The organism is Verrucomicrobium sp. GAS474 (genome assembly GCF_900105685.1).
GTDB lineage: Bacteria > Verrucomicrobiota > Verrucomicrobiia > Methylacidiphilales > GAS474 > GAS474.
Genome location: NZ_LT629781.1, coordinates 1,740,629 through 1,752,896, shown reverse-complemented (window position 1 = coordinate 1,752,896; position 12,268 = coordinate 1,740,629). Strand labels below are relative to the sequence as shown.

Below are 12,268 nucleotides of genomic sequence, written 5' to 3'. Positions count from 1 at the left end.
CCGCCCCCCTTGCGGGAAGCGGCGGCAGAAAAACGCCCGATTGGAGGGAGATTGGCCCTAGGCAGCCGCTCCCGCGAGGATCTCGGCCGCATCGGCGGCCAGCACCGCGTCGATGTCGAGGAGGGTCTTCACCTTCCCCTTGATCTTCACCATGCCGAGGATGTACCTCGCGCTGAGTTCCCCGCCGAAACGGGGCGTCGGCTCGATCTCTTCCTCACGGATCAGGATGACCTCCTCCACCGCGTCGACGATCAGCCCCATCAGGCACGTCTCGCCGTTTTCCCGCTCCACGTGGACCACCACCGTGCAGTTCCGTTCCGTCGATTCGCCCTCGGCCCGGGAAATGCCGAAACGGCACCGCAGGTCGATCACCGGGATGATCTTCCCCCGGAGATTGATGACGCCGCGGATGTGCTTCGGCAATTCCGGCACCGGCGTGATCTCGAACATCCGGATGATTTCCCGGATCTTCAGCACGCCGATCCCGTAGGATTCCCGGCCCAGGCCGAAGGTCAGATACTTCCCCGCCAGGCTTGGGGCCGCCGCTTCATCCTGTTTCAAAGTCGTTTGCATCAAGGGTTGTTCGATTGAGGTTTCCCGCCCGATTACATGTTCCGAAAGGCGTTGTCGCGGGAAGACCCCTGGAGGGCGGTCCGGCTGGCCGTGACCCGGGCGCGCGGGGCAGACGGGGCGATTCGCGCCGACGCCGGCGAAGGAGCCTGCCCGCCGCTCCCGTTGACCAACCGGGCGAGGATATCGACGGCGGCGCTCAACTCCTGGGACTGGGTGTCGAGCTGCTGGGCCGCGCTCGCCGTCTCCTCGGCCCCGGCGGCGTTGCTCTGGGTCACCTTGTCCATGGCCGAAACCGCCTTGGTCACCTGGCCGATCCCTTCCGTCTGCTCCTTCGAGGCCGAGGCGATCGAGCTCACCAGCGCGTCGACCTCGCGGACCTTCGTCACGATCTCGTCGAGGCTGACGCGGACGCCCGCCGATTTCTCCGCGATGCTGGCGACGCGGACCGCGACCCGCTGGTTCACCTCGACGCCCCGGGCGCTCTGGGCCACCGAGGCCTCGATCATCTGGGCTGTCTCCTTGGCCGCGTCGGCGCTCCGCTGGGCGAGGGAACGGACCTCCTCGGCCACCACGGCGAATCCGGCCCCGGCTTCCCCGGCGCGGGCCGCCTCGACGGCGGCGTTCAGCGCCAGGATGTTCGTCTGGAACGCGATCTCGTCGATCGTCTTGATGATCTTCGAGACGTTGTTGCCGGAGGCGCGGATGTCGGCGATGGCCGCGCCCATCTCGTCGCTGGCCTGCCGGATCGCGGCCATCTCCTGCTGCATCTCCCCGGTGCGGAGGGCGCCGGTCTCCGCCGCCGCGCGGGCCTGGCCGGAAAGGGCCTGGGCGCTCTGGGCGCTCTCGGCGTTGCGCTGCGTCATGCTGCTGATCTCCTCCAGGGAAGCGCTCGTCTCCTCCAGGGAGGCGGCCTGCTCGCTCGCCCCGTCGGCCAGGGACTGGCTGTTGGAGGAAACCTGGCCCGCCGCCGAGGCGACCTGGGCCGAACCGTCGTTGATCGAGCTGGAAACGGCGTTCAGGGCCGTCGTGATGCTCCGGATATTGAGGAAGGCGGTCAGCAGCCCGACGACGAAGGCGATCACCACGCTGGAGGCGACGGCGGCAAAGGCAAACTTCGCCAGCGAGGTGGTCTCGGCCCCCTCGACGTCGGCGCCCTTCTGATTGTATTTGTTCTCGGCGACGACGGCATCGCGGGCGGCGGCGTAGAGCGGCACGATCTGCTGGTCGAAGGTCTCGTGCGCCTCCTTGGCCTGCCCCGCCGCGCTCAGGCCCTCGACGACCTTCGCCTGGGCGATATAGGCGGCGACCGTGCGCGTCATCGCGGCATAGAGTTCCCTTTCCTCGGGATCGATCGACTGGCCGTAATCCTTCACCAGCTTGTCGACCAGTTCCAGCTGGGTCTTGAAGGTCGTCTCGACCTTCGCCTTGGCTTCGGGGGTATCGGCCAAAATATGCTGAAGGATCAACCGATTCAGCGTCCGGATTTCGGCGTTGATCGCTCCCGCGTCGTTGATGCCCGGGATCCAGTTCGTCACGATGCTTTCCGTATGGCTCTTCAACTTTGAAATACTGATGCAGCTGAAGATGCCGACCACGGTATTAATCAGAATCAAGAGTGCGCAGCCGACGAGAATCCGCTTACCAATCGTCCAATCCGAGTTTTTCATTAAACCGATACTCGCATCGTGCATGCCGCATGACGACTTCATCCCCACAACCCCATAATATTACTGGAATTCGGCGCTTTCCCGTGAGTATTCCCCCTCAGTTTTCATCCTTTTCCGACTCCTCCCCCTTTGGACGCAGGTCAATGTCCGACCACCCTTGTGGTTCATGATTGACCGGACCGGCACAAAAAAAACCGCCGCCCCCTTGCGGGAAGCGGCGGTTTTGGGGGTCTGAAGACCTAGGCGCGGCTCAGATACTTGCCGTCTTCGGTGCTGATCTTGACGAGCTCGCCTTCCTTGATGAAGAGCGGGACCTGGACCTGGAGGCCGGTCTCGAGGATCGCGATCTTCATGACGTTGTTCGCGGAGTCGCCGCGGACGCCGTCGGCCGACTCGGCGATCTTCAGGGTGACGGTCGAGGGGAGCTCGACTTCGGCGACGACCTCGTCGGTGAAGAGAACTTCGACGGCCTGGTTCTCGGTGAGGTAGTCCTTGATCTTGGCGACCTTGTCGGGGCTCAGCGTGAGGTTGTCGAAGGTGTTCGGCTCGATGAAGACGTAGTCCTCGCCGTCCTTGTAGCTGAACTCGTACTTCGTCCGGGTGATCGGGACGATCTCGAGCTTGTCGCTCGAGCCGAAGCGCTCGACCGACGACTTGCCGGTCTTGAGGTTGCGGATGGTGAGCTGGACGAAGGCGCGGAGGTTGCCGGGCGTGCGGTGCTGCGTCTCGAGGATCACGCAGACGGCGCCGTTAAACTTGATGGCCTGTCCTTTATGGACGTCGTTGGCATTGGCGTTGGACATACTGAAAAATCTCTCTGTAACTCGTTATTAAACGATGCGGTGTTTGGTCACGTCCTGGGCATCCACGAGCCCGACGGGGCGGTTAGTATCGTCCACAACCACAAGATCATCAATACGATTCTTCTGGAAGACATTGAGCACCTCGGCGGCCAGTTTCCCGACGTGGACGGTGATCGGATTGGCCGTCATGACGTCGGCCAGGCGGGCATTGCCGATGTTGGGGTCGGTCTCGTAGCGGCGGATGAAGTCGCCGTGGGTGAAGATGCCGACGACCTGCCGCTTCTTCCCGACGATGACGGCGGCCCCCGTCCGCTTCACGTTCCACTGCCGGAGGGCGTCCCGGACCAGGGCGGTGCCGGGGAGGATGGCGAGGCTCTCCGCCGGGCGCATGACCTCGGAGACCTTCAGGAGAAGGTTCTTCCCCAGGCTGCCGCCGGGATGGTAGCGGGCGAACTCCTCCTTCTTGAACCCCCGCTTCTCCAGCAGAACCATCGCCAGCGCGTCGCCGAGGACGAGCTGGGCGGTCGAGCTGGTGGTGGGGGCGAGCTTCAGCGGGCAGGCCTCCTTCGGGACCCCGACGTCGAGGACGACGTCGGCGTTGCGTGCGAGGGTCGACTTCGGCCTGCCGGTGATGGCGATGATGTGGACCTCCATCCGGGCGAAGATCGGGAGGACGCGGACGAGCTCCTCGGTCTCGCCGCTGTAGCTGAGGACGATCATGACGTCGCCCTCGGAGACGACGCCGAGGTCGCCGTGGATCGCGTTGAGGAGGTCGAGCATGACCGCCGGGCAGCCGGTGCTGCTGAGGGTGGCGGTGATCTTCTGCCCGATGTTGCCCGACTTCCCGACGCCGCAGACGACGATCTTCCGCCCGTTCTCGACGGCCGAGGCGAGGAGGGCGACGGCGGCGGGGAAGGAGCGGCCGATCTTCTTCTGGACGCGGCGGAGGCCGTCGATCTCGATGTCGAAGACGCGGCGGGCCTGGCTGATCTCTTTCGGGGCGGAGGCGGCTTTGGCGGGGCGGGCGCGGACGGAATCCATCCTTTCCATTAGCCGATTGAATCGGCGATGACAACATCGCATAGACTTGTCCCGGGGCGGGGGATTGGTAGGGTGGCGGTCCCCTTCGATGCGCTTTCCCCGCCCTCCCTTCCTCTTCCTCCTCGCCTTCGCCCTGGCCTTCCTCGGCTTCGTCGGCCACGGCTGGCTGGGGCAGGCGGCGGGGGCGCGGGAACTCCTCCTGCCGCTGGCGAAGCTCCACGATTGGGAAAGCGCCTGCCGGGCCTCGGGCGGGATCGCCTGGTGGACGCCCAGCTACATGCACGGCGTCAGCCTCGCCCCGATGTGGCAGACCGCGATGCAGGTCCTTTACTTCGAGGGAGGCCGCTTCCTCCTCGCCCCCCTCGGCATCGGGCCGACGGAGGCCTACAAGCTCCTCTCCCTCGGCCTCGCCCTCCTCGCCGCGCTGATGCTCTACGGCTTCGCCGCCGAGCTGACGGGGTGCGCGACGACGGCGGCCCTCGCCGGGGCCTTCTACCTCCTCTGCCCGGAGATGGCGATCCGGCTGGCGGAGGCGGAGCACCTCGGCACCGTCGCCTGCTTCCCCTTCGCCCCCCTCCTCCTGTGGCTCGTTCTGCGGGTGGCCAAGAGTCCCGGAAAGGATGGGGGCTGGCCCGCCGTCCTCGCCCTCGCGCTGGGGACCTCGGCGATGCTGCTGACCTCGACGAAGGTCGCCCTCCTCTTCATGCCGATCGTCGCCCTCTTCGCCGCGTGGGCCGCCTTCGCGTTCCCGGCGACGCGGGAAGAGCGCCTCGCCTTCGCCCTGCGGCTGGGCCGGGCCGCCCTCGTCGCCCTGCCCCTCGCCCTCCTCCCCCTCCTGCCGCTGCTGCGGGAACAGCGGTGGATGACCTTCTTCTCCCACGATCCCTTCACCGTCTGGCAGGACGGCTTCACGCTGAAGAGCGTCCTCTCCCTCTGGGACCGGGGCGGCCTCCTCCTCGCCGATGCACCGGAGGGGCTCCACACCTCGGCCGACGCCTTCTACTCCGGCATCCTGTGGGTTTCCGGCATCGCGGCGATGCTGGCGGCGAAGCGCGACTGGCTGCGGACGCGGGAGGGCGGCCTCTTCCGCCTCTTCGTCGGCGGGGCGCTCCTCCTCGGCACCCTCTCCTACGGCGTCCGCTCCCCCCTCGGGGCCCATCGCCAATTGCTCTCCCACTCCGCCGAGATGGCGAACTGGTCGATCCCCCTCCTCTGGCTCGTCCTCCTCGCCCAGGCCGCCCTCGTCATTCTGCTGGCTTCCTTTGCCTTCACCTCCCTGACTTCTTCGCAACGTGAACGGCTAACAACATCTTCCTTCATCTGGCTTCTTCTTTTCCCGATCCTTTTGATCTTTTCGTTATTTCGCAGCGCAGATCAGGAACGAGATCCAGACTGGCTTTGGAAACGTCGCCTCATTCTCGTCGGCCTCGCCTTCTTCTGGCTCGTCGTCCCCCTCTTCCCGCTCGTCGAACATCTCCCCGGCTTCGGCCAGATCCGCGCCCCGGCCTCGTTTTGGAACATGGGGGGAAGCTTCTGCATCGCCCTCGCCGGGGCGCTGGCGTGGCGGCAGGGCTTCACCGGGCTCCGCCCCGGCACGCGGCTCGCCCTCCTCGCGCCCTTCCTCCTCGTCGCCACCACCCTCACCGATTTCTCGACCTACCACGCCGCCTTCTTCCGGGACGGCTTCCCGGCCGGCGAGGGGAAGCCGAAGGCCGAGGCCGTCCTCGCCGATTACGGGAAGGCCGCCGCCTTCCTCCGCGACCACGCGGAGACCGAGCCCGGCACCGCCCTCGTCTTCTCGGGCCGCTACTTCTACCTCGAGCTCCCCGCCCAGACGGGCCGCCCCCTCCACACCGAGGCGGCGATGAGCTACCTCCAGCCGGAATGGAGCCGCGCCCTCGCCGACGCCGGGCGGGAGACCCCGGAGGCCTACGCCGCCGCCCTCGCCGCCGCGGGCGTCTCCCACGTCGTCCTCGACAAGACCGATCCCGATCTCCCCGCCCCCTTCGCCGACCAGCTCCGCAAGCTCTTCCCCGCCGTCCTGGAGAACCCGAACTTCGCCGTCCTCGCCGTCCCCGGGGCCGGAGCGCCCGCCCTCGCCCTCCCCGTCCGCCGCACCCGCCTCGTCGCCCCCGGGACGGCCTCCCCCGCCCAATCCCTCGCCCTCTACGGCAAGGGCCGCTGGACGATCGAGCCCGCCCTCGACTCCAACGAGGACATCGCCCTCCCGCAGCAGAACGACAACGACCAGGACCATTCCCCGCTTCCCTCCTCCCAGCGGCTTCCCCTCCTCGCCCCCCACCGGGCCAACCTCAACCCCGAAACGATCCGCCTCGCCCCGGCCCCCTATGACGCCGCCTGGGTCGTCGTCCCCGAGAACTGGCATCCCGATTGGAAGGCCTTCGACGAGGCCGGCCATCCCCTTCCCGTCTGCAAGGCCCTCGGCGCCTACCTCGCCGCCCCCGTCCCCCATCCCGGGGCCGCCGTCACCTTCCGCTTCGAGGCCCCGTTCTGGTACGGGCTCTGCCTCGGCCTCTCCCTCCTCGCGTGGCTCGCCACGGCGGGGCTCCTCGGCTTCCTCCTCTTTTTCTCCCGCAAGGCGTGAAACTCCTCCTCGTCGAATACCGGGATTGGAAGAACCCCCGCGCGGGCGGGGCCGAGCGGGCGCTGCGCGAGATCTTCAGCCGCCTCGCCGATCCCGCCGGGCCGTGGAAATGGGAGGTCGATTACCTCTGCACCGCCTTCCCGGGGGCGCCCGCCGAGGAGCGGAGCGACCACCTCGGCCTGATCCGGCGGGGCTCCGAGGCGCTCTTCACCCTCAACGTCGCCCGCCACGTCAATCGCCACGGCCGGGACTACGACCTCGTCGTCGAGGGGATCGACAAGCTGCCGTTCTTCCTCCCGTGGTTTTTCCCGAAGCTCCCCGTCGCCGCCATCGTCCCCCACCTTCTCGGGGAGACGGCGTTCTCCGCCGCCGGGCTCCTCGGAGGGACGCTCATCCGCATCGGGGAGGCCCTGCTCCCCTTCGCCTACCGCAAGACGCCGCTCCTCCCGATCAGCGCCAGCACGCGGGACGAGCTCGTCGAGCGGGGGCTGCCGAGGCAGAACCTCCGCGTCGTCCTCTACGGCCACGCCACCGAGGCGCAGACGCCCGGCGATGCCCGGCCCTGCGATCCCGCCACGTTCCTCTACGTCGGGCGGCTGCGCCGGTACAAGTCGCTCGACGTCGTCCTCCGCGCCTTCGCCCAGGTCGTCGAGCGGCGGCCCGAGGCGCGCCTCGTCCTCGCCGGAGCGGGGGACGACCGCGCCCGGCTCGAGGCCCTCGTCCTGAAGCTCGGCCTCGGCACCCTCGTCCGCTTCCCCGGCGCGGTCTCGGAGAAGGAGAAGAGCGCCCTCATGCGGCGGGCCACCGCCCTCGTCTATCCCTCGCGCAAGGAGGGCTGGGGCCTCTCGGTGATCGAGGCCGGGGCCTGCGGGACCCCGACCCTGGCCGCCGACGTGCCGGGCCTCCGCGACGCTGTCGATGACGGGAAGAGCGGGCTTCTCCTTCCTTGGGGGGATGTGCCTGCCTGGGCCGCCGCGATGGAGCGGCTGATCGCCGATCCGGCGGGGCGGGAACGCCTCGCCCAGGGGGCGGCGGCCCGCGCGGGGGCGCTGAGCTGGGAAGATTCGGCACGGACGATGGCGGGGGAGTTGGAAGGAGTTGTGAAGGGGGGGTGAGGGGGTTCTTTTCTTGGGCGCGTTGGGAGCGGGGCGGCCCTTCGGGGCTGGCGCGGTCGATCCTGTACAGCTGGAGGCGACCCGCTTTATAGCCCAAGAGGGGCTTTGCCCCTCCTGGAACCTCCCCTTCTGAGGGCCTTAGCTAGGCGGACGCGTTTCCCCCTGCGCCTCGTCTCCTCACTGGATTAAAATCGGATGGTTCCAGTACGCCCGAGGGTACGTACTGAAGGGGAAGCAGTACCCATACGCCCAGACTCCTATCGGGAGAGGAACGCTTGGGGGAAATCATCAGTCCCAGTGCTGGCGGAACTGGCGTCGCGGTGTAAATTCTTGAAAACTCGGTCCTTTTCTCCCATTCTCGTCCCTCCCCCCCTATGAACACTCAGGCTGCCATCTATCTCGATAACAATGCGACCACGCCCGTGGCTCCCGAGGTCTTCGAGGCGATGGTTCCCTATCTCACCGAGTTCTACGGCAATCCCTCCGGCCTCTACCGCGTGGCGAAGGAAGCGGGCGCGGCGGTGACGAAGGCCCGCGAGTCGGTCGCGAAGCTCATCGGGGCCGAGGCCCGCGAGATCGTCTTCACCAGCTGCGGCACCGAGTCGGACAACGCCGCCATCTGGTCGGCCCTCCGCACGACGGGGAAGAAGCACATCGTCACCACGCAGGTGGAGCACGCCGCCGTCCACAGCTTCTGCGAGCACCTGGAGACCCTCGGCTATACCGTGACCTGGCTCCCCGTCCGCGAGGACGGTACCCTCGATCCCGCCGAGGTCGATGCCGCGATCCACGACGGCACCGCCATCGTCTCGACGATGTGGGCGAACAACGAGACGGGTGTCCTCTTCCCCGTCGAGGAAATCGGCAAGATCTGCAAGGCGCGCGGCGTCCTCTACCACATCGACGCGATCCAGGTCCCCGGCAAGGTCCCGATCGACGTGAAGCAGGTGCAGTGCGACTTCCTCGCCCTCTCCGGCCACAAGCTCCATGCCCCGAAGGGGGTCGGCGTCCTCTACATCCGCAGCGGCACCCGCTTCTCCCCCCTCCTCATCGGCGGGTCGCAGGAAAAGGGACGCCGTTCCGGGACCGAGAACGTTCCCCACATCGTCGCCCTCGGCCGCGCCGCCGAACTCGCCCTGGAAAACCTCATCGACGAGCAGACGCAGACCCGCGCCCTCCGCGACAAGCTGGAAAACGGCATCCTCTCCCGCATCCCGAATTCCCACCGGAACGGGCACGCCACCGAGCGGCTCCCGAACACCGCCAGCGTCCGCTTCGACGGCCTCGAGGCCGAGGGCCTGCTGCTGAAGCTGAACGAGCACCAGATCTGCGCCTCGGCCGGGTCGGCCTGCTCGACCGGCTCCCTCGAGCCGTCGCACGTCCTCTCCGCGATGGGCCTCACCCCGTCGCAGGCCCGCTCGACGATCCGCCTCTCCCTCTCCCACCTCACGACCGAGGCCGAGATCGAGACCGTCCTCGACCTCCTCCCCCGCTTCGTCGCCGAGCTCCGCGAACCCCGGCCCGCCGCCTCCCCGGCCGCCAAGGCCTAACCCCTCCTTCCCATGCCTGTCGTCGAACGCCTCACCTTCCCCGACGAGGCCGCGCGGCACGCGGCCTTCCCCGTCACCCGCCACGGCATCTTCATGGGCCACGCCGGGGTCTGCCCCCTGCCGAAGGTCGCCGAGGAGGCCGTCCAGCTCGGCGCGCACAAGGGGGCCATCGCCTCGCAGGAATACGAAGGCTTCCCGCAGGAACTCGACCAGGCCCGCGCCGTCGCCGCGAAGCTCCTCGTCTCGGCGCAGCCCGAGGAGATCTCCCTCCTCGGCCCGACCGCCCTCGGCCTGAACCTCGTCGCCTCCGGGCTGACGTGGAACGCGGGCGACGAGGTCGTCTACTACCCGGGCGACTACCCCTCCAACGTCTACCCGTGGACCGACCTCGCCCGCCAGGGGGTGAAGCCGGTCCCCGTCGCCCCCGCCCGCACCGGCCACCTGACGCCCGAACTCGTCTTCGCCTCCCTCACGCCGCGGACCCGCCTCGTCGCCCTCGCCTCGTGCCACTTCCTCACCGGCTACCGGCTCGACTACAAGACGATCGGGACCGAGCTGAAGAAGCGCGGCATCCTCTTCTGCCTCGACGCGATCCAGTCCCTCGGCGCGACCGAGGTCGACGCCGCCTACGTCGACTTCCTCAGCGCCGACTCGCACAAGTGGCTCCTCGGCCCGCTCGGCGCGGGGATCTTCTACGTGAAGAAGGAACACTTCGCCAAGCTCCGCCCCGCCCTCCTCGGTTCGTGGAACGTCACCTCCCCCCGCTTCATCGCGCAGGAGGAGATCGCCTTCCCCGACCACGGCCGCCGCTACGAGTGCGGCGCGCTCTTCGGCCTCGGCATCCTCGGGATGAAGGCCTCGATGGAGATGCTCCTCCAACTCGGGATCGACCGGATCGAGGATCGCCTCCTCGGCCTCCACGACTACGGGGCCGCCCTCTTCCGCAAGGCCGGATACGAGGTCCTCTCCGACGCCTTCCCCGCCTCGTCGGGCCGGTTCGAGGCGAAGACCGGCATCCTCACCGTCCGCAAGCCGGGGGCCTCCGAGGCCGACTACGTCGCCCTCTTCAACAAACTGAAGGCGAAGAAAATCACCGCCTCCCACCGCTGGGACCTCGACGGCAACCCCCACCTCCGCTTCTCCCCCCACTTCTACAACACCGAGACCGATTTCGATCTCGTACTCGAGGCGCTCTCCTCCTAGCGTCTCCCGATGCGCCTCCTCCGCACCGGCTGGACGATCTGGGGTCTCTACGCCGCGATCCTCGCCGTCGTCGTCTTCCGCACCGCCGGAGCCCACACCGTCACCGTCTACCGGGACGCCGCCGCGCTGTGGCTCGCCCACGCGCCCCTCTACGACCTCGGCTCGATCCATGGTTTCCTCTACTTCCCGCAGGCGGCGCTCATCTTCGTTCCCTTCGCCCAGCTCCCCCTCGCCCTCGGCGAGGTGCTCTGGCGCGTCCTTTCCCTCGCCTTCCTCGCCTACGCCGTCTGGCGGCTGGCGGGCCACCTGCGGCAGGAACGGGCGGGGCTCCCCAACGCGGGCTGGTTCGCCCTCCTCAGCTTCCTCCTCCTCCCCTCGACCTTCGCCAGCGCGCGCAACGGCCAGACGAACATCGCCCTCGCCGCCGCCCTCCTCCTCGCCGCGCTGGAGCTGATCGCCCGCCGCTGGACGATGGCCACCCTCCTCCTCCTCCTGATGCTGGCGCTGAAGCCGATCGCCGCCGCCCCCCTCCTCCTCGCCGCCGCCGTCTATCCGGCGATGCGGCTCCGGCTCCTCGCCGGGCTCCTCGTCTTCACCCTCGTCCCCTTCCTCTTCGCCCCGACCGCCCCCGGCTACGTCGTCGACCAATACCGGCTGATGGCCGAAAAGCTGAAGATCGCCGGATCGCCCGACGAGCACGGCTTCTGCGACCTCGGCGGCCTCCTGTGGACCTTCCTCGGCCATCCCGTCCCGCAGCAGACCCTCCACCTCGTCTCCGTCGGGGCGGCGCTCGGCGTCCTCCTCCTCTCCCTCGCCGCGCCGCGGAACGACCCGCGCAACGCCCCCCTCTGGATCGCCGCCCTCGCCGGGGCCTACCTCATGCTCTTCAACCCCCGGACCGAGGAAAACTCCTACGTCATCCTCGCCGCCGTCGTCCTCCCCTTCCTCGCCCACGCGATGGCGATGGGGCGAAAGGGAGAAGCCGGATGCCTCGTCCTGCTGGTCCTCCTCCTAGGGTGCGACAGTTACGGCGATTGGATTCGTCCGTGGAGCCATCTTTGGCTCAAGGCCCTCCTTGCTCTCGCCTTCCTGGGCTATCTCATGGGGCGGATGAGTCGGAAGAGGGTTTTGTTTGAGCGGGGGAGGTAGGGGGGTCGCGAAGAGGGCAGCCCTTCGGGACCGGGTACATTTCCCTGTGCAGCTGGAGGCCGGACGCGCGTTTAGAGATGCAAGAGAGGCTGCGCCGCCCCTCTGATAGGCCGTGGTGTGGATGAGGCGCAATCCAAGAGGCTAATCTCATACGCGCACTCTACTCCGCTGGATCTAACCTCCTTAAGGGCCGAGCCATGGGAAGGAGCATCCAAGGATGCAGTCCTATCTCCTCGCTGCTGAACCCCTGAAGACCTCTCTCCCATACGCTTCTCTCCCGATAGGAGTCAGGGCGTATGGGTACCGCTCCCCCTTCAGTACGTACCCTCGGACGCTCGGGAAGCAGCGGATTTTAATCCAGTGAGGAGACGAGGCGCCGCCAAAGCGCGTCCGCCTAGCTAAGGCCCTCCGAAGGGGAGGTTCCAGGAGGGGCAAAGCCCCTCTTGGGCTATAAAGCGGATCGCCTCCAGCTGTACAGGGTTGACCGCGCAAGCCCCAACGGGCACCCCCGCTCCACAGCTCCCCCCGCCCCCCTCTTGACACCAAAAACAGCCTCTCTACC

At 67.8% G+C, this 12,268-nt stretch carries 9 protein-coding genes; 5 read left to right on the top strand and 4 right to left on the bottom strand.

The window, feature by feature from the left end:
- Nucleotides 1-57: 57 nt before the first annotated feature.
- The 4 genes from BLU04_RS07260 to BLU04_RS07245 all read right to left on the bottom strand — a co-directional run bounded on the left by BLU04_RS07260 (nucleotide 58) and on the right by BLU04_RS07245 (nucleotide 4,084).
- On the bottom strand, nucleotides 58-573 hold the full coding sequence (locus tag BLU04_RS07260) for a chemotaxis protein CheW (protein ID WP_093284069.1): 516 nt from the start codon (nucleotides 571-573) through the stop codon (nucleotides 58-60).
- 32 nt (nucleotides 574-605) lie between these two features.
- Complete coding sequence (locus BLU04_RS07255; RefSeq protein ID WP_231964909.1) at nucleotides 606-2,240, bottom strand: methyl-accepting chemotaxis protein; 1,635 nt, start codon at nucleotides 2,238-2,240, stop codon at nucleotides 606-608.
- A gap of 239 nt (nucleotides 2,241-2,479) precedes the next feature.
- Nucleotides 2,480-3,043 (bottom strand): elongation factor P, encoded by a 564-nt coding sequence (efp, locus tag BLU04_RS07250; RefSeq protein ID WP_093284064.1) that lies wholly within the window; start codon nucleotides 3,041-3,043, stop codon nucleotides 2,480-2,482.
- A 27-nt stretch (nucleotides 3,044-3,070) separates the two neighbouring features.
- Nucleotides 3,071-4,084, bottom strand: a complete 1,014-nt coding sequence (locus tag BLU04_RS07245) for a KpsF/GutQ family sugar-phosphate isomerase (protein ID WP_093284061.1) — start codon at nucleotides 4,082-4,084, stop codon at nucleotides 3,071-3,073.
- A gap of 88 nt (nucleotides 4,085-4,172) precedes the next feature.
- Between BLU04_RS07245 and BLU04_RS16375 the strand changes: the two genes are divergently transcribed.
- The 5 genes from BLU04_RS16375 to BLU04_RS07225 all read left to right on the top strand — a co-directional run bounded on the left by BLU04_RS16375 (nucleotide 4,173) and on the right by BLU04_RS07225 (nucleotide 11,706).
- A complete protein-coding gene (locus BLU04_RS16375) occupies nucleotides 4,173-6,689 on the top strand; it encodes a hypothetical protein (protein ID WP_157895186.1) in 2,517 nt (838 codons plus the stop codon).
- A complete protein-coding gene (locus BLU04_RS07240) occupies nucleotides 6,686-7,804 on the top strand; it encodes a glycosyltransferase family 4 protein (RefSeq protein WP_157895185.1) in 1,119 nt (372 codons plus the stop codon). Before BLU04_RS16375 ends, BLU04_RS07240 begins: the two co-directional genes overlap by 4 nt.
- Before the next feature lie 374 nt (nucleotides 7,805-8,178).
- Nucleotides 8,179-9,354, top strand: a complete 1,176-nt coding sequence (gene nifS / locus BLU04_RS07235) for a cysteine desulfurase NifS (protein ID WP_093284056.1) — start codon at nucleotides 8,179-8,181, stop codon at nucleotides 9,352-9,354.
- A gap of 12 nt (nucleotides 9,355-9,366) precedes the next feature.
- A complete protein-coding gene (locus BLU04_RS07230) occupies nucleotides 9,367-10,557 on the top strand; it encodes an aminotransferase class V-fold PLP-dependent enzyme (protein WP_093284054.1) in 1,191 nt (396 codons plus the stop codon).
- A gap of 9 nt (nucleotides 10,558-10,566) precedes the next feature.
- Nucleotides 10,567-11,706, top strand: coding sequence for a glycosyltransferase family 87 protein (locus BLU04_RS07225; RefSeq protein WP_093284051.1), 1,140 nt, complete (start codon nucleotides 10,567-10,569; stop codon nucleotides 11,704-11,706).
- Nucleotides 11,707-12,268 lie beyond the last annotated feature (562 nt).

What these genes read in the sequence shown, in the direction of transcription:
- BLU04_RS07260 (WP_093284069.1), bottom strand. Translation starts at nt 573, where the DNA reads ATGCAAACGACTTTGAAACAGGATGAAGCGGCGGCCCCAAGCCTGGCG.
- BLU04_RS07255 (WP_231964909.1), bottom strand. Translation starts at nt 2,240, where the DNA reads ATGAAAAACTCGGATTGGACGATTGGTAAGCGGATTCTCGTCGGCTGC.
- efp (WP_093284064.1), bottom strand. Translation starts at nt 3,043, where the DNA reads ATGTCCAACGCCAATGCCAACGACGTCCATAAAGGACAGGCCATCAAG.
- BLU04_RS07245 (WP_093284061.1), bottom strand. Translation starts at nt 4,084, where the DNA reads ATGGATTCCGTCCGCGCCCGCCCCGCCAAAGCCGCCTCCGCCCCGAAA.
- BLU04_RS16375 (WP_157895186.1), top strand. Translation starts at nt 4,173, where the DNA reads ATGCGCTTTCCCCGCCCTCCCTTCCTCTTCCTCCTCGCCTTCGCCCTG.
- nifS (WP_093284056.1), top strand. Translation starts at nt 8,179, where the DNA reads ATGAACACTCAGGCTGCCATCTATCTCGATAACAATGCGACCACGCCC.
- BLU04_RS07230 (WP_093284054.1), top strand. Translation starts at nt 9,367, where the DNA reads ATGCCTGTCGTCGAACGCCTCACCTTCCCCGACGAGGCCGCGCGGCAC.
- BLU04_RS07225 (WP_093284051.1), top strand. Translation starts at nt 10,567, where the DNA reads ATGCGCCTCCTCCGCACCGGCTGGACGATCTGGGGTCTCTACGCCGCG.